At 49.9% G+C, this 16,678-nt stretch carries 14 protein-coding genes; 3 read left to right on the top strand and 11 right to left on the bottom strand.

Annotated features, from left to right (window positions below):
* From FYJ35_RS12805 to FYJ35_RS12765, 9 genes are all read right to left on the bottom strand, one after another.
* A complete protein-coding gene (locus tag FYJ35_RS12805; protein ID WP_154527158.1) occupies positions 1 to 819 on the bottom strand; it encodes a MurR/RpiR family transcriptional regulator in 819 nt (272 codons plus the stop codon).
* A gap of 20 nt (positions 820 to 839) precedes the next feature.
* Entirely contained in the window at positions 840 to 1,643 is an 804-nt protein-coding gene (locus tag FYJ35_RS12800; RefSeq protein WP_154527156.1) for a PIG-L deacetylase family protein, read from the bottom strand.
* Entirely contained in the window at positions 1,640 to 3,211 is a 1,572-nt protein-coding gene (locus FYJ35_RS12795; RefSeq protein ID WP_154527154.1) for a DUF4127 family protein, read from the bottom strand. Before FYJ35_RS12795 ends, FYJ35_RS12800 begins: the two co-directional genes overlap by 4 nt.
* Positions 3,212 to 3,215: 4 nt before the next feature.
* Positions 3,216 to 4,055, bottom strand: a complete 840-nt coding sequence (locus FYJ35_RS12790) for a carbohydrate ABC transporter permease (protein ID WP_154527152.1) — start codon at positions 4,053 to 4,055, stop codon at positions 3,216 to 3,218.
* A gap of 14 nt (positions 4,056 to 4,069) precedes the next feature.
* Complete coding sequence (locus FYJ35_RS12785; protein ID WP_235906571.1) at positions 4,070 to 4,807, bottom strand: carbohydrate ABC transporter permease; 738 nt, start codon at positions 4,805 to 4,807, stop codon at positions 4,070 to 4,072.
* A gap of 293 nt (positions 4,808 to 5,100) precedes the next feature.
* Complete coding sequence (locus tag FYJ35_RS12780; RefSeq protein ID WP_154527148.1) at positions 5,101 to 6,387, bottom strand: ABC transporter substrate-binding protein; 1,287 nt, start codon at positions 6,385 to 6,387, stop codon at positions 5,101 to 5,103.
* Between the two features lie 521 nt (positions 6,388 to 6,908).
* A complete protein-coding gene (locus FYJ35_RS14780) occupies positions 6,909 to 10,187 on the bottom strand; it encodes an alpha-mannosidase (protein ID WP_154527146.1) in 3,279 nt (1,092 codons plus the stop codon).
* A gap of 85 nt (positions 10,188 to 10,272) precedes the next feature.
* Positions 10,273 to 11,100: an energy-coupling factor transporter transmembrane component T family protein gene (locus tag FYJ35_RS12770; protein ID WP_154527144.1), complete on the bottom strand. Its 828-nt coding sequence runs from the start codon at positions 11,098 to 11,100 to the stop codon at positions 10,273 to 10,275.
* Entirely contained in the window at positions 11,097 to 12,833 is a 1,737-nt protein-coding gene (locus tag FYJ35_RS12765; protein ID WP_154527142.1) for an ABC transporter ATP-binding protein, read from the bottom strand. The genes FYJ35_RS12770 and FYJ35_RS12765 overlap by 4 nt, the downstream gene beginning before the upstream one ends.
* 272 nt (positions 12,834 to 13,105) lie before the next feature.
* Here FYJ35_RS12765 and FYJ35_RS12760 point away from each other — a divergent pair, with 272 nt between their 5' ends.
* Positions 13,106 to 13,576: an ECF-type riboflavin transporter substrate-binding protein gene (locus FYJ35_RS12760; RefSeq protein WP_328597090.1), complete on the top strand. Its 471-nt coding sequence runs from the start codon at positions 13,106 to 13,108 to the stop codon at positions 13,574 to 13,576.
* Positions 13,577 to 13,705: 129 nt separating this feature from the next.
* Positions 13,706 to 14,278, top strand: a complete 573-nt coding sequence (locus tag FYJ35_RS12755; RefSeq protein WP_154527140.1) for a uracil-DNA glycosylase family protein — start codon at positions 13,706 to 13,708, stop codon at positions 14,276 to 14,278.
* 25 nt (positions 14,279 to 14,303) lie between these two features.
* On the opposite strand, the gene FYJ35_RS12750 is transcribed toward FYJ35_RS12755, so the two are convergent.
* A complete protein-coding gene (locus FYJ35_RS12750; RefSeq protein ID WP_154527138.1) occupies positions 14,304 to 14,618 on the bottom strand; it encodes an AzlD domain-containing protein in 315 nt (104 codons plus the stop codon).
* A 93-nt stretch (positions 14,619 to 14,711) separates the two neighbouring features.
* Positions 14,712 to 15,533 (bottom strand): AzlC family ABC transporter permease, encoded by an 822-nt coding sequence (locus FYJ35_RS12745; RefSeq protein WP_154527136.1) that lies wholly within the window; start codon positions 15,531 to 15,533, stop codon positions 14,712 to 14,714.
* A gap of 223 nt (positions 15,534 to 15,756) precedes the next feature.
* Here FYJ35_RS12745 and FYJ35_RS12740 point away from each other — a divergent pair, with 223 nt between their 5' ends.
* The gene (locus tag FYJ35_RS12740) at positions 15,757 to 16,647 is read left to right on the top strand and encodes a LysR family transcriptional regulator (protein ID WP_205839837.1); all 891 of its coding nucleotides are present in this window, start codon (positions 15,757 to 15,759) and stop codon (positions 16,645 to 16,647) included.
* Positions 16,648 to 16,678 lie beyond the last annotated feature (31 nt).

Genomic DNA, 16,678 nt, shown 5'->3' with positions numbered 1-16,678 from the left:
TTATCCTCTGTCCCTCTCATATTCGCAATACATCAGAAGCAGATCCAGCATGACCAGATAAGGAACCACGCATGATATATGACCTCCTGATATCGTCTTTCCAGATGATATACAAAGGTTTCCGATATCTGAATTCTTCAGTTCATTCACCGGTTCCGATGAAATAAGTACACTTCTGGCTCCATTCTCAACAGCAACAGTCAGCGTATTCCGCATCAGAATATCTTTTCCATCCATGTCAATTCCGATGAATAACTCTCCCTCTGTCGCCAGCCTGGCGTGAAGCTGAAGAAGCTGTGTGCGGTGTACAATTTCTATGGGAAGACCACGTTGAACCAGCTGATATTCCAGAAGCTCTGTCAACGCGTCTGCACATCCGGATCCTGTCATATAAACAGCCCTGCTCCTCCGGATGATTCTGGCCAGATCATGCCACTGTTCGATCTGGCTCTCCTGGAATTCCTGCGCTGTAGCATCCGTATACATCGCATGCACATTTGACGGGACGAAGTCGGCAGCACTATGAGATTTCACGTATTCCATTTCCTCATGGAAATCCTTCTCATACGAAAAGACAAATTCCCGGTATCCCCGGAACCCGCACTTTTTGGCAAACCTCGAAAGCGTTGATTCCGAGATATACAGTAAGGCTGCGATATTCTTGGATGAAAAATCCTCAACTGCCGTGTTATTCAGAAAGAAGCGCGCTACACTCTTCTCCACATGCGTCATGGAAGAAAAAGCCTCTTTGATTACCTGTTTTGTCCCGTTCCCAAGAAACAGATTTCCGCCATCGCGCCTTCTTTCGCTGCAACCCATCTGCGCTCCTCCATTCTTTCCTATCGCGGGAAATATTCATCCAAATCAGCCCTTGGAATTTCCATCCCATATTCACTCATCTCATAGGCTTCCGCATATTGAGTCGTGCTCTCATGCCCATATCGCTGTTTCAAAGCGTCCTGATATTGTTCCGCTACCTTTCGATCCCATTGTGTAATTGCGTCTGAAGGATAATTTCTGACATCGTAATCTGTTCGAATTTCACCCTGTTTGATGGCCATCCAGGGAAGAAACGCCTCATACTGGGACTTGTGACAGCCGGTCATCTTGAGCTTTTCTTCCATTACATCATCGATTCTTACGACAACGTCCGCAGAAAACGGATATGGCCTCCGAAATGGATCATATACAAAGAAGATCGCCGGCTGATGATTCAGAGCTGGGGTATCTGGACAAATCGCCGGTACCATGACCAGATAAGAGCTATCCTCGATGATCTGGGAAGTGCTCCTGTGATCCGGATGGTAATCGTTCAGTCTGTGCGTGATGATGATATCCGGTTGAACCTTGCGGATCAGACGCACCATCTCTTTTCTAGCCTCAAGGTTCGGTTCCAGCTCCCCGTCCCGGTGCTTCAGGACGATGGATGTAACGCCTGAGATATTGGCGGAAGCCTGCGCTTCCTCTTTACGAATTTTTGCTAGTTCCTGGCGGCCTAGTGTCTGATGACCTGCGCTTCCGTCTGTTACCGATACAAATGTCACCCTGCTCCCTGCCTTCACATATTTAAGCGCGGTTCCCCCGCATCCCCCTTCACAGTCATCCGGATGTGCACCGACGACCATAACGTTCAATTTCTTCATTTCTTTTTCTCCAACGCACAGTCTGCAGCAAAATAAAAAGCCCCGTTCCAGTTAAAGCGTACCCTTCTCAGCAGAATTTTTTTCCCCTTCAGCTGGTGAGAAAGTTTTTCAGACAATTGCTCATCCAGGCTCTTTTTGTAGTATTCTGTCACTTCACCGAGACATCCGGCCAGCCTGAAAGGATTGATTCCGTGAGATGGTGCATATTCTTTCATAAATTCAGGTTCAACATTCGCCTGGCAGAGCCAGTCACAGATCAGCGCACGCGCCAAAAACGTGTCTGAACGTTCCTCCTGCTCCTCCATATTCTGGAAGCAGTGGTAATAGGCTGCTATCATTGTCTGGGCAATCACCACGCCATTCGTATTCTCAGCAGTATTCCAGCCTCCAAATGCCTGAATCAGCTGAAACGTACCATGCAGGCAGGCATTGTCACAGAAATCATTGTCGCAGCCGTTCGATGTCGCCACATCTGAAATTCCGATTGCCTTCCCGTAACGCGCATGAAAATATTCTATATAGCGCAAGAGTTCCTCTGCATTCGTGTTATTCCGGGAATTCACATTACGGAGCAGTTGTTCTGAGCTTTCGACCTGCTCTGTCCCGGCAGCATTCACGGCCAGCATACAGTCTGACTCCAAAGGATCTTCCGATACGATCCCGCCGGCAGAGATAATCTGCCACTTCACGCTCTCACCAAGAGGTCTGTCTTCATACCGCGGGATGACATATGGTCCGCGAACGGATGAGTACCGGACATATACAGCCGGCTGGTAGTGATGCTTCAGGTTAAACACTCTCGCGAAAATTGTGCTTCCTGCTTCATCCGCTCCGGGGTATACAAAGACCCTGTTGAATAACGAGTATTTCCTGACCAACCTGAGGATTTCTGCCTGATCAAGCGCCGCGTACCCGAATTCGGACGTATCATCCTTCGGTATCGTAAGAATATCAAAGATCCCTTCCCTGGTAAGCTTTACGCTCTCCATATTCACCGCGCGGTCTGTTCTACGACGCCTCAGGAAATCATGCATGATATCTTTCGGAATTTTCTCCTTCAGCATCTCTGCTTCCTGATCTTCCTCAGGCCTTGTCTTCCCCTGATTCTTTTTATCAAGAAGAAACGTATATCTCCAGATCGCATATCCGTATTCCTCCCAATAATCCGGATCCTCCTGGGCACTGTCATAAGCAGCAACCCTCGCCACCAGATTATAAGCATGGATATGGAGTGCCGGATTCATCTGCTTGAGCCTTCGGAAGGTTTCCATTCTCTCCATACATGTTTCCTGTGAAAACTGATGGATACGTGATCCGACAATATTACCGTATACCAGTGTGTCAACAGAAAGGATCGCGTACTCGCATTCCCTCACATGCTCAAAAAGCCAGTCCCATAGCTTTGCGATGTCCGCCGGCTTTTTCAACGCTCCCATCCATGCCCTGTCTGGCCTCAGCAGCTCCATATCATCCGTCATCATACTCAGCTGGTATGGGAACTCATAGTTGCAGTCTCTGTCATCAAGCGGAACGTAAAGGACTTTCGTTTTTGCTATATCACCCATCATGTCATTATCCTTTCAGCCCTGAAGTTGAAATTCCTTCCATCAAATATTTCTGGCAGAACAAAAACACAACAAGAATCGGAATCATCAATAGTGTCGCCGCAGCCATCATTCCTGCCCAGTCTACAGAATGCTCATTCATAAACGAGTAGAGTCCGAGTGACAACGTATAATGGTCGCTGTTGTTTGCATATAGCAAAGGCCCCAGGAAATCAGAGAATGTGCTCATGAATGTAAAGATCGTAATGGTCGCAATGCCCGGACGGGACAGTGGGAGAATAATCGTCCGGTAGATTTTCCACCTTCCTGCACCGTCAATTTCAGCCGCTTCCAGAAGCTCGTCTGGTATCGTCAGCATGAATTGTCTCAGGATAACGATGTAAAACGGATATCCAAAAAAGGCCGGGATGATCAATGGCCAGAAGGTGCCTACCAGATTCAGCTTCGTCCAGAATTTGTAAAGAGGAATCATCGTGACCGTATAGGGGATCATCAGGCTGGCCATAATGATGCTGAATATGATATTTCTCCCCTTCCATCTGATTTTTGCAAGCGAATAGGAGATCATTGGCGTGCAGAAGATGGTTCCCAGCACATTCATCCCCGTAATCCACATTGTATTGCCGAAATACCTTCCATACGGCATCACGGAAAACACATTTTTAAAATTATCAAGAGTCGGATTGCGCGATAAAAGTCCGAGCGATGTGTCAAATATCTGATCATTGGAGCGAAACGACGCTGAAATCATGATCAGTATCGGAAATAAATAGATGAGTGCCAGCAATGTGATCACTACAACCGGAAATACCCTGCTGAACCTTCCTTTAACGTTTCTTTCCCCCATCTGCACTGCCTCCTTTACTTTACATCCACATATTTATCCGATATTCTGATCAATACCAGCGTCAGGACAAATACAATGATAAAAAGAATCCATGCCATAGCAGAGGCTGTTCCCATCTTCAGGCGGGCAAAAGCATTCTGAAACAGATATAACGGATACATGAGCAGGCTGTTCTTTTTTCCGGCTCCTACTCCGGCACTCAGGTTTCCTGACTGTGCGCTGCACAATATATAGACCTGAGTAAAATACTGGAACCCATTGATAATGGCCAGAACGATTTGATACACAAGAACATGCGCAATCCCAGGAATGGTGATATGCCAGAATTTAGTCCACGCACCGGCTCCGTCCATTGAAGCCGATTCGTATAATTCCGGCGGGACATCTCCCATAGATGCAAGCAATATCACAACTGTTGTCCCAACTCCCCAGCATGTCATAATAACCAGTGCCGGCTTTGTCCATGTCGGATCGCCTAACCAGTTTATCGCCGGTGTCCCAAACAAGCTTAGAAAACGGTTCAGATACCCACTGATCGGGTCGAGAACCAACAACCAAATCATTGTTGATGCTACAACCGGAAAAATCGATGGAAGGAAAAAGACAGACCTGTAAAATGCTTTTCCTCTCTTAACAGCTTTGAGCAATGCCGCAAGAAGCAGCGAAAGGATAATGGTGGCAGGAACTGAAATTGCCACATAGACCAGCGTATTATTCAGACTCTTCCAGAATAGTCGGTCTTTCATCAGCATTCGGTAATTCTTCAGTCCGACCCATACCGGATCCTTGATCGCGCTGAAATTCGTAAAGCTGTAATACGCAGACATGATGATCGGATACAGACTGAATATAAGAAATCCCAGAATCCATGGAAGCGCAAATAACAGTCCATCCCGATTTGCCTGTTTTTCCCGGGGACTCCAGGTTCTTTTTCCATCATTTCTCTTCAACTTTCTCATCCACGCACCCCTTATACAACACAGGGGGCAAATAAAATTTGCCCCCTGTGTCCTGTTATCAGATTATTTCTGACCCCTGTGTTGAATCATTCCAGCCCAGAGGCAGTGTCAGCAGCCTCCTGAATCGCATCATCTGCACTTCCGCCAAGAACTACAGAATCAACGGCATTCGTGAGCGTAACATCCAGATCACTACCATCAAGAATATTCGGCATCGCCACAAGGCTGGACTCCGAAAGCGCTTTCAGATAAACGTCATAGGACGCGGATGCCTTTATCACATCCTGATCTTTTAACAGAGATTTCAGTGCCGGTAAATCTCCTTTTAAGGTGACAAACATCTTTGCCCCATCTCCCATGGTGATATATTTCAGAAAATCCCATGCCCCATCAGGATTAGAAGCTGTTGTCGGAATATAGAAATTAGATGTCGCGATATAATTATACGTCTTGTCACCCTCCGACTCATAGGAAGGAAGCATTGCAAGTCCAAAGTTTACACCGGAATCTTCTGCCATCTTATAAAACCATGGCCCATCGATCCGCAGAGCTTCCTTCCCGGACAGGAACGGATCCTGCGCGGAATTGACCTTTGCCTGTCCAGAAGTGACAAAACTGTTGACCGCATCGGAACCGAACTCTTTTACATAGCTTTCCAGCCAGCTCAGCGCCTTTCGAAAGCCCTCATTGTCAATCTCAAGAGCTCCCGGCGTACCGAATGTACTTCCATCCGCAAAAGTCATGCATTCCCACCAGTAAGAATTTGGAACAAGTGGAGCGCCAAGCTGAGTCACTTCACCGTCCTCCACTGTTGTGAGTTTGGATGACATTTCCTGAAGTTCTTCCATCGTCTTTGGAGGAGCGTCATAGCCTCCGGCTTTTAAAAGATCCTTGTTATAGTAAAGTGCATCTACATTCGCACTGATTGGAAAAGCATACGTCTTATCCTGATAAACCTGCTCATCCATCGTTCCATCAACAAAAACGTCCTCAGGATTGATTCCATCCTTCTCGATATAATCATCGAGCGGCATCGCTATATTCTGTTCAGCGTAATTGGGAATGCTTGTACCAAAGTCATCCGTAATATCCGGACCATTTCCTCCGGATATACCTGTAATGACTTTCTGCTGATCTGGCGTACTCAGTCCGACTACCTGATACTTATCCTGACTGGCATTGTAAGCGTCGATAATCTGTTCGATATAAGATGCCTCATCTCCGCCCCAGAGATACCAGAAATTCACTGTCTCCCTGTCTCCTGCCTGTTCTTTTTCCGTTGATGCGGCATATGTCATGTTTGTGGATCCTGCCATCATACTACACATCAATACTGCTGTGAGTCCTGCACTGAATGCTTTTTTCCCTTTCATGACTACCTCCAATCCGGGTCTGATTCCCCTTGAGCCCCGCTGGAGTCATTCCAGCGGGAACACCATCCTCTTGAGATGCTATCAAATTCAGTCTCGTATTATCAGCTATTAGCATCTTCGGATAGATTAATTTTATATTTTTACAATTTTTTACGCAAGTTATACGTCTATTTATGAAAGTAGATTCCTTATCGCGCTTTTTTCAAATGCTTTCTGCAATCGTATTTGAAAGTTCTACCCAAAATTGAATGAAAAATATAGCCAGACACTTCATGCCGGTTCCTGTTCTCTGCGGCCTCTCCCGTAAGCCTGGCTTCCTTTTGACATTTCATCTGCATAGTACGGTTCTGTCCATCTTTCCATTGCAGACTTTGCTGAATTCTCAAATATTTCTTCTGATCAAAAAAGGAAGGCCGTTTTGCAGCCTCCCCTTTTCATTTAATGTCGTTATCATCCCTTATTCGCCACCGTCTCCAACCTGCCGGCCATTCTGACTGCTTCTGTCTCAGTCTCATTTCCTCTCAGCCCAATCTGATCTTGAGTGTGACGATCTGATAAGGCCGAATCTGGAAATGAATCTGTCTTCCATCTGTTGCTGCCGTCTGATCCTCTTCCTCCATAATATTGCAGAAGGAAGCCGACTGGATCTTTGCGCCTGCTGTCAGGGTGACATCACTTCTCCGGTTCCAGCACTCATACATTCTCACGATGACCGCATCCGAATCCTCCGCCTTCTTGACGGCTTCTATGACAACATTCTCCTGATCGACAGAGAACAGGGAGAATATATTCGGAAGGCTTCCGCTCCCGGCTTCCCTGGTCACCGCTTTCATCGGGTTATTCAGCTCATATGCCTGCGCCACCGTCCCTGCTTCTCTCCAGTCACCCTGATGAGGGAAGATCGAGTAGGTAAAGGTATGATGTTCCTTATCTGCATCCGGATTCGGATACAGCGGTGATTTCAGCATCGTCAGTCCGACATCCGTCCCGCGGACGGAAACACCGAATTTGCAGTCATTCAGGAAACTGACGCCGTATCCATCTTCCCCGACATCCAGCCACTTGTGGTGGCAGACCTCAAACTTTGACCAGTCCCAGGAAGTATTGTCCGTCGTACTGCGCGTCACATTTCCATACTGGATGTCGAAGGTTGCAGTCGATGTGTGGACATCGACAGGGAAGTGATCCTTCAACATGATCAGATGCTGCTTCCAGTCAATCTCATTGCGGATATCAATCCGATCAAGGTCACGGTAGATGCTGATATACTGAACAATTGTGGATTCCAGATACTTCCGCTCAATCCGCACTGTCGCCCTGACCGGTCCTGTCTCCACAACCCGAAGACTCTCCAGCTGATCGACCTCCCATGACTTTTCCGTATAGTAGTTGTTGATATCCCAGGCGTCAAAATTATGCGGCCTGTCCTCATAGCTGACGATGACATTCCCCGGCTTTCCATCCTTCAGAATCTCGCGCTTCGCCCGCTTGTCATAGAGATGCGCAAACTGTCCCTTATCATTGAACTCGATTCGGAAGAAATCGTTCTCCATGCGGGTTGAGCTTGCATACAGACAGCTCTTCTCTTCAGGCTGCCTGCTTGCATGCTTCCCGGAAAAGCCCACACACTTTCCGACCTGCTCATCCGTATGTGTTCCGGCAGGATCCGCACGATATTCTTCCTGATCCCGTGCCTTCCGGTCTGCCCGGATCACTTTGAAAACTTCATATCCCTTCTGTGGAACATGGTTCACATATGACAGCCAGCCATCTTCCGTCTTCTGAACCGCAAAAAGACGTCCGTCCTGCGCCTCGAGCCTGAAGACTGTCCCTTCTGCATCGCCAGCCATTCCGTTGTTCGGCATCCAGAATGTCACAAGTCCAGCCTTCGACACCGAATTCGGGTTGAAAATCACCACATCTCCGTCGGCAGCCTTCACCTGGGAGGCGATATCTCCCAGCGACCTGTTCTGAAGCGTTTGATTCAGCGCGAATATCTTCTCATACTCTGCCTTTGAATCCTCATAAACCTCCTTGATCGCTGAGCCTGGGAGAATGTCATGGAACTGGTTTCTCAGAATCACGATCCAGGCTTCATGAAGCTCCCTGTCAGGAGAATCTGCTCCTGTCAGCAGGCTGTCAAGGACAGCGTACGTCTCCTCATTCTGATAGGCAAGCTCTGCCTTCCGATTGAAGCGCTTGTTTCGTGCCATCGTCGTGTAGGTTCCGCGATGATACTCCAGATACAGCTCGCCCACCCAGGCGGGAAGATACTTGCTGTCCTTCGTATCCGCCTCCAGCTTTTTAAAGAAGTCCAGCGCCGTCGAATGCCTCGTCACAGGAAGTCCCGGAATCCCCCGGCTCATGCGCCTTTGATTCTCCAGCTGCTCACTGGTCGGTCCACCGCCACCGTCTCCGAAGCCATAGCTGCAGAGAACCTCCCGGTTCAGATCCTTGTTCGAATACCGCGCCCATGCTCCCTTCATCTGGCTCGGGTTCAGGTAGCCGTTATATGTAGTAAAGTGCTCAGTCTCTGTTCCATTCTCAACGGCAGCCTTATGGTAGTCTCTTGTCGGAATAAAATGCGTCAGCGTCCTTGTTCCATCAATACCTTCCCACAGGAAGGTATCATAGGGCATCTTGTTGGTCTCGTTCCAGCTGATCTTCGTTGTCATGAAGTAGCGGATGCCGCTCAGCTTCATGATCTGCGGCAGAGCCGCGGAATAGCCGAAGACGTCCGGAAGCCACAGAATCTGGTTATCCTTTCCAAATTCCTTCCTGAAGAACCGTTTTCCATATAAAAACTGTCTGGATAGCGCCTCCCCGGAAGCCAGATTACAGTCGGCCTCAACCCACATGCCGCCTTCTACTTCCCAGCGTCCTTCCTTCACGCGCTGCTTGATCCCTTCATAGACATCCGGCGCATTTTCCTTCACATACTCGTACAACTGCGGCTGACTGGACATAAAGATGTATTCCGGATACCGGCGCATCAATTCCAGAACGGTTGAAAAACTCCGGACCGCCTTATCCCTTGTCACACTCAGTGTCCAGAGCCATGCGCAGTCAATGTGCGTGTGGCCGACACAGCAGACAAGCGGAGCGTCATCCTTTCCGCAGTATTTATCATAGAATTCTTCCGTTATATACGCCTGCGCCCTCTCCAGGCTTGCATAGTAGGCTTCCGACCCCTCCTCACGCATATCCAGGAGATTCAGAGAATCGTTCAGTGCCTGAATAATCCGAATGTAATCGCCGTCCTCCGGATCCAGAAGCCTTGCCGTATCATAGGGCACTGCCAGATCATAGTAGTACTTCTCGGTCGCCCGGTCGAGCACTTTCATTGCGGTATCCAGAAACAAATGGAAATTCCCATCCCCGGTATATGCGGACAGAATCACCCGGTAAGACCTTCCCGCCTCCGCCTTCTCTGTCAGGACAATTTCTCTGTGATTGACATCCAGCCCCTGAATCCGCTTTCCGTCCACGAAGATGGAAAACTGGGGATTTGTCGCATCCCATCCCCCTTCCGCACCGGTCTTCACCTCATAGACGACGCACTTCCCATCAAATTCCTCCGGAATTGTCAGGATCGTTTCAAACCAGTAGTACTCCCGGTCGCCGCCCCAGATCTCTCCCCTGCGAAACGGGTTCCAGGCAGACGTATCAAGGTGTTCAATATCTGTGAAACGTTCAGAACTTCTGATCATCCGGAAGTCCGATACCGGCGCACTTTCCGGATAGATTCTGTTCTGAAGATATTCCAGCATCTTGCCAATGCGTTCCTTGATAAAATGCATGACATTCCTCCTTTGTCTGCATTGCCTTTCCCCTATACATCTAACCTCAAAACCATCTGCTGGAGAATAACAGCTCCTATCATTCTCACCCCCATGGGTTCCAGAACCTGCTGCCGTCCCGGAAGGTGAACCACAGCGCCCACACGCAGAATGCGCCGCTGATGATCAGCACGATATAGTCCGCCGCCTGGAATTTCCGGTATGCATACCAGGATCTCTTTTTCTTCTTGCCAAATCCGCGCAGTTCCATAGCATTGGAGACGATGTTGATCTTCTCCATCGCGGAAAACAGCAGCGGAAAAATGATACTCGATGTTCGTTTGATTCGTTCAGAGAGCTTTGCCTTTTTGCTCATCTCGATTCCGCGCGCCTGCTGCGCGTTGCGGATGCGCCGGTAGTCTCCCTGAACATCCGGAATGTACCGCAGCGCAATTGCGACGGAGTACGCAACGGTATAGGGAATGCCGATCGTATTCATCGATGCGGCAAACTCACTCGGATCAGTCGTGACCAGGAAGATGAAGATCGCCGGTGTAACCGTGAAATACTTGATTACAACATTAAACAGGTAGAACAGCTCCTCGCGCGTGACCGCGTGCCCTGGCAGAAAGGATGTCAGGACTGTCTTTGATCCGTAGATCGAGCATCCCTGGTAAGGGGAAATGATAAAAATAGCCACAACGTTCAGAATCATGAAGAACATGACGATTTTAAAGACAGCGCTGATCTGCCGCCATTCCGTCTTGGACAATGCAAAGAGGGTGACTGTCACAGCGATCATGATCAGAAGAATTCTTGTATCATACGTCATCGCGCTTGTCACGCACCAGAGCAGGAAAAAGATCAGCTTGGTGCTACCCGACAGCCGGTGGATCCATGTACCTTTGTCTGTGTAGCTGAGCAGCTTTGTCATCTTTCTGCCTCCCTCTGCATTCTCTCATATCCGATGAACCGGTTGACAAACTCATCCGGCTCAGGGATTCCGCACTTGCCTGCCAGATCATAGAGGGACGTTTTCTTGAGACAGGCTTTGTCCGCCGTCACTTCGTCCGTGAGGATCCTTGCCGGTGTATCGTCAGCAAGAAGTCTGCCTTCCGCAAGCACGACAGCACGGTCCGTATACTCCAGCATCAGGTGCATATCGTGCGTGATCATAAGAATCGTCAGTCCCATATCCGTGTTAAGCTTCTTCAAAAACTCCATGATCTCTGTATAATGGCGGAAGTCCTGCCCGGCAGTCGGCTCATCAAGGATCAGGATCTCCGGATCCATAACCAGGATCGATGCGATCGAGACGCGCTTCTTCTGCCCGAAGCTGAGCGCAGAGACCGGCCAGTTCCGCATCGGGTAGAGGCCGCAGATCGTCAGAACACGGTTGACCCGCTCTGTGATCTCCTCCTGCGATACGCCGCGCACTGTCAGTCCCAGTCCGACTTCCTCTGAAATCATCGGTTTTGAGATCATCTGATTTGGCGACTGCATCACCATTCCGATCTTCTCACCCCTCTCCTTGATGGAGAGCGGCGCGATATCCTCTCCATTCAGGAGAATCCTGCCTTTGTCAGGTGTAAGGAAACCGCAGACAAGTGAGGAAAGCGTGGACTTACCCGCTCCATTTTTGCCAACGACTGCCATCATCTCTCCCTTCCGGACATGAAAGCTGATGTCTGAAAGAACCGGCTCGCCCTGCTGATAAGAATAGGAGACATGCTCGATCTGCAACGCATACGGATTGCTGTTTTCTTTTTTCGGAATCTTCGTTTCCTCAAACCAGCGCCGGACCTTCTGTCTGTATGGTTCGATATTCATTGATTCAATGTGCTGGGGATGATCCTCCGGGCGGATCGTGCAGCCGGCATGCTTGATCGCCGTCACATAGAGTGGCTCACGGACGCCTGTCTCTGCGAGAATATCGCTGCAAAGAAGCTCATCCGGCGTCTCGTCCGCGATAATTTTTCCCTCATTCATGACCACGATCCGGTCCACATCCCGGTAAAGCACATCCTCCAGACGGTGCTCGATGATAATCACCGTCTTATCCTGCTCTCTGCAGATGCGGTCGATCAGGTCAACGGTTGTCTTCCCGGTTGCCGGATCGAGATTCGCGAGCGGCTCATCAAACAGAAGAATTTCCACATCATCAACCAGAACACCGCCCATCGAGACGCGCTGCTTCTGTCCGCCTGACAGCTCGGACGGGGCATGCTTTAAAAAATGCTCCATTCCGACGATATGCGCTACCTCGTCCACCTTCCGAAACAGCTCCTCCTGCGGCTGGTTGTCATTCTCAAGGGAAAATGCAAGGTCCTCCGCGACTGTCAGTCCGATGAACTGGCCATCCGTATCCTGTAGAACCGTCCCGACATGCCTTGACATGCCGAAAATGCCTGCATCCTCCGGAGACAGGCCGCATACGGAAAGCTTCCCGGACATCTCGCCAGGCAGGGCTTCCGGTATCAGGCCGTTGATACAGTGTACTATGGTGGATTTTCCGCAGCCGGAAGGTCCTGTGATAAGAATCTTCTCCCCTTTTCTGACCTTCAGATTAATGTGCTGCAGGGTTGGTTCCTGCTGCGCACGGTATTTGAATGAAAAATCCGAGAATTCAATGATGGGTAAACCGGTATCAGATTGCGAATTTTGCATTGATGTTATTCCTGCTTTCTCCTGTTTCAATCCTCAAGCATCCGGCAAAATCGCTGCCGCAATCTGGATTATACCAGATACTGAGTATTCGTGTTTGAAGATGTATCAGGTTAATGGTATAGTACAAGCTGTCAGTTTTGTTTCAGTTTCATCACAGATACTGGGAGGAGGAGATGAGTATGGCAGACAAAAAGAAAAATAAGATCAGCATCAAAAATGTGGTCGCCTGCGGCATTGGAACGGCTTTGTTCGTGGTTCTGACGGAGGTGTAGATTCCGATCGGAATTCCGAACACTTCCCTGCAGCCAAGAATGGCGGTTCTTGCATTCCTGTCCGCGATCTTCGGACCGGCGACAGGCGCCGTTATCGGCCTGCTGGGACATGCACTGGGTGACGCGCTCTACTACGGATCGGTCTGGTGGAGCTGGGTATTCCCGGAGGCTGTTGTCGGAATCGCAATCGGCGCATTTGCCAGAAAGTTCGCTGTAAGCGATGGCGGCTTCACAAAGGGAAAGATGGTTCTGTTCAATATCGTGCAGGTGATTGCCAATGCCGTTGCATGGATCATTGTCGCACCGGTGCTCGACATCGCCGTGTATGCTGAACCGGCGACAAAGGTATTCCTGCAGGGTGCATTTGCATTCCTTGGGAACATCATCATCATCGGTGTTCTCGGGACGCTGCTTCTGGCGACCTACTCAAAGATTGCCGGAAAGTCTTCCAGCCTGAAGAAAGAAGACTGATCCCAGGCTGAGAGCAGAATTTCATTCTTCAAAAAACAAAGAGCCGGAGCCATCTGTATTGACAGAAGGCCCCGGCTCTGTTTTGATATTCTCATGACAACAATCAAACAGCATAGACAGAATAAAGACATGAACCTTGATGAAATCACAAGCCAGATCATGGCTGATGAGCGAAACCGCTCTTACACAGAACGAGGCATCCCTCCAATCTTCCAGATTCATGAGAAGGCAAGGATTCTTCTCATCGGGCAGGCGCCCGGGAAAAAGGTGGAACAGAGCCTCATTCCATTTCACGACCAGTCGGGAAACACACTGATGCAATGGATGGGCATCGATCCGGAGACCTTCTACTCAGATCAGATTGCGATCATGCCCATGGATTTTTACTATCCGGGAAAGGGAAAAACAGGTGATCTGCCGCCCAGAGCTTTCATGGCACAGGAGTATCACGAAAAGCTGCTCCGGCTGATGCCAGACATACAGGTCACCATTCTGATCGGAAGCTATTCCATCCGGTATTATCTGGGAAAGTGTGCGAAGCGGAACCTGACAGAGACTGTGCGGAACTATGCAGAATATCTGCCGGACTTCTTTCCGATTGTGCATCCGAGTCCTCTGAACGTCCGCTGGCAGAAAAACAATCCCTGGTTCTACGCGGAAGTGGTCCCGGAGCTTCAGAAAATTGTGAGTAAAGTATTATGAACGAAACACTTCATATTGAAAAGCCTTACACCAGCATCTGTACGATCAGGACAGCGATGGAAGCGACGGCTGCCGACAGAAAAAGATTCGAGGAAAACCACGCAGTCAGTCCGGCAAGAATGAGTGCGGCAATTCCGGCGAGTGGGTTCGATGTAACGGAGAATATCGCCGGCACTGTCATGACCGACAGGGTTGCATACGGAATATAGTATAGAAATGAGCGCACAAACCGGTTTTGAATCGGTTTCCGAATCAGTGTCAGCGGCAGTACCCGGAGCGCATAGCTCACTGCCGCCAGTACAAAGATGCATTCCCAGATCCTGATTGAATTTGCTTTCATATTCTGCCTCACATATCTGCTTATACAAAGCCTGCTTCAACTGCTCCCGCTATCAACGCACAGGCAGCAGCAGCCGACACGACGGTTGCCTGCTTATGCCGCTCCCGCAGTCTTTCTGGCTGTTAGCGGTTCCCGTACTGGCTTCTTCTGTTCGGACTTCACCTGCTCGATCTCTGCTTCTGCTGTCTCCTCCTGAACCGGTCTTATGACAGCCGCGGCTGCGGAGATCACAAGTGTCATCAGAATGACGCGCATATTTCCGGATATCTGATTCAGGGCAGGCGCTGCGGCAAAAAGACCGCTCAGCCCAAACCCGCTCAGAATCACCATCAGCGTCGCCCTGTCCTTTCGCCCGCGCGGCAGAATCACAGCCAGGAACATGCCGAAGATCGAGGCGCTTAGAGCAGAGACAACAGCCGGCGGAAAAACATTTCCGGCAATAACGCCTCCCACAGTGCCAGCCGCCCAGCAGCTGAGGGCAGTGACATCTGCGCCATACAAATATGAGGGCTGTACATATCCCTTACGGGAGACACCCAGTCCGAAGAGCTCATCCGTGACGCCCCACGCCAGAATCAGCCGCTGCAGAATGCCGACATCAGGACTCAGCTTCTGACTGAGCGCGCAGCTCATCAGCAGATAGCGCGCATTCGTGATGAGAATCAGAACTGCCAGCGCCGCAAGCGATGTCCCTTCAGCAATCGCAGAGATTCCTGCATATTCTCCGGCAGACGCATTGTTCAGAAAGCTGAGGAAGAACCCCTGAACCGGTGTCATGCCGATCAGGTGAGCGGCAATCCCAAGCGAAAATGAAACAGCGAAATATCCCAGCGCAATCGGGACGGCATCGCGCACGCCTTCCGAAAACTCCCTGCGCCATCCATCCCGCTTTAAATTCTCTTGTTTCCTTCCCATGTACGCTCCCATCCTTTTTCTGCCATCCCGCACATCCATGATTCGATGGACGTTTGTCCATTCAGACTCCATTGAAACTCCGTCCCGGTGCTTCTTCGATCCGGTCCCCTACTTTCCATCTTCAGCTGAAATTGTAGTACAGGAATTGTGATTTGAAAAATTGATGATTATAATAGATATATCGTTTATTTCGATACTATATCGTCAGAACAGGAGTGAGAACATGCTGTCGAAATATGGCATTCTCTGCGAGGTCATCGCGGAGGGCAGCTTCACAAAGGTGGCGGAGCACTTCGGCTACGCGCAGAGTTCCATCAGCGCTTCAGTCAAATCGGTGGAGGAAGAACTTTCCACCAGCCTGATTGACCGTCGCCGCCATAACATCACATGGACGGAGGACGGCAAGGCATACGCACCGTATATCACCGCCATCTACGCGGCTGAGCAGGCGCTCACCCGCAAAAGCAAAGAGATGCAGGGGCTGAGCGGCCAGGTGATCCGGATCGGAACCTTCACCAGCGTGAGCCGCGACTTTCTGCCGCCGCTCATGCAGACCTTTCGGAATGCCTATCCCGGCGTATCCTTTGAGCTCCACCAGGGAGACTATGACGAGATCCATGACTGGCTGGAATCCGGACAGATCGACCTCGGTTTTATGGCAGAGGTGATGGCCGGAAAACTGCCGCACGACTATCTCTATGAAGACCGAATGCTGGCAGTGCTCCCGCCTCAGCATCCGCTCGCCGCAAGGGAAGTGTTATCGCTCCGCGATCTGGAACAGGAACCTTTCATTCTGCTTGATGAAGGCCGCTACAGCACCATCCTGACCGCCTTCCATGACGAAGGTCTGAGCCCGCAGATCGCCTACCGAGTCTATGACGACTACTCCATCCTGTCGATGGTGCGCAGCCAGCTTGGCGTCGCGCTGCTGTTCCACAACGTCATCCGCGGTTTCGACAAGGCTGTCGCTGTCCGGCCACTGAAGGAACCTGTTCTGAGGCGCACCTGTCTTGCTTACCGCGATGAGTCCACGCTGCCCTATGCGGCAGCCAGGTTCCGAAGGTTTATCCGGACAAGCCCCTCCGTCTCCCAACATGAAATCCCTCGCGGCTGATTGCTGCCTGTTCCTGTACTCTAATAATTGA

The organism is Porcincola intestinalis (assembly GCF_009696445.1).
Classification (GTDB): Bacteria; Bacillota; Clostridia; order Lachnospirales; family Lachnospiraceae; genus Porcincola; species Porcincola intestinalis.
This window is presented reverse-complemented; position numbering and strand designations above follow the sequence as displayed.

Excerpts from the sequence above, each read along its gene's own strand:
- FYJ35_RS12805 (WP_154527158.1), bottom strand. The coding sequence starts at position 819 with ATGGGTTGCAGCGAAAGAAGGCGCGATGGCGGAAATCTGTTTCTTGGG.
- FYJ35_RS12800 (WP_154527156.1), bottom strand. The coding sequence starts at position 1,643 with ATGAAGAAATTGAACGTTATGGTCGTCGGTGCACATCCGGATGACTGT.
- FYJ35_RS12795 (WP_154527154.1), bottom strand. The coding sequence starts at position 3,211 with ATGATGGGTGATATAGCAAAAACGAAAGTCCTTTACGTTCCGCTTGAT.
- FYJ35_RS12790 (WP_154527152.1), bottom strand. The coding sequence starts at position 4,055 with ATGGGGGAAAGAAACGTTAAAGGAAGGTTCAGCAGGGTATTTCCGGTT.
- FYJ35_RS12785 (WP_235906571.1), bottom strand. The coding sequence starts at position 4,807 with ATGCTGATGAAAGACCGACTATTCTGGAAGAGTCTGAATAATACGCTG.
- FYJ35_RS12780 (WP_154527148.1), bottom strand. The coding sequence starts at position 6,387 with ATGAAAGGGAAAAAAGCATTCAGTGCAGGACTCACAGCAGTATTGATG.
- FYJ35_RS14780 (WP_154527146.1), bottom strand. The coding sequence starts at position 10,187 with ATGCATTTTATCAAGGAACGCATTGGCAAGATGCTGGAATATCTTCAG.
- FYJ35_RS12770 (WP_154527144.1), bottom strand. The coding sequence starts at position 11,100 with ATGACAAAGCTGCTCAGCTACACAGACAAAGGTACATGGATCCACCGG.
- FYJ35_RS12765 (WP_154527142.1), bottom strand. The coding sequence starts at position 12,833 with ATGCAAAATTCGCAATCTGATACCGGTTTACCCATCATTGAATTCTCG.
- FYJ35_RS12755 (WP_154527140.1), top strand. The coding sequence starts at position 13,706 with ATGAACCTTGATGAAATCACAAGCCAGATCATGGCTGATGAGCGAAAC.
- FYJ35_RS12750 (WP_154527138.1), bottom strand. The coding sequence starts at position 14,618 with ATGAAAGCAAATTCAATCAGGATCTGGGAATGCATCTTTGTACTGGCG.
- FYJ35_RS12745 (WP_154527136.1), bottom strand. The coding sequence starts at position 15,533 with ATGGGAAGGAAACAAGAGAATTTAAAGCGGGATGGATGGCGCAGGGAG.
- FYJ35_RS12740 (WP_205839837.1), top strand. The coding sequence starts at position 15,757 with ATGCTGTCGAAATATGGCATTCTCTGCGAGGTCATCGCGGAGGGCAGC.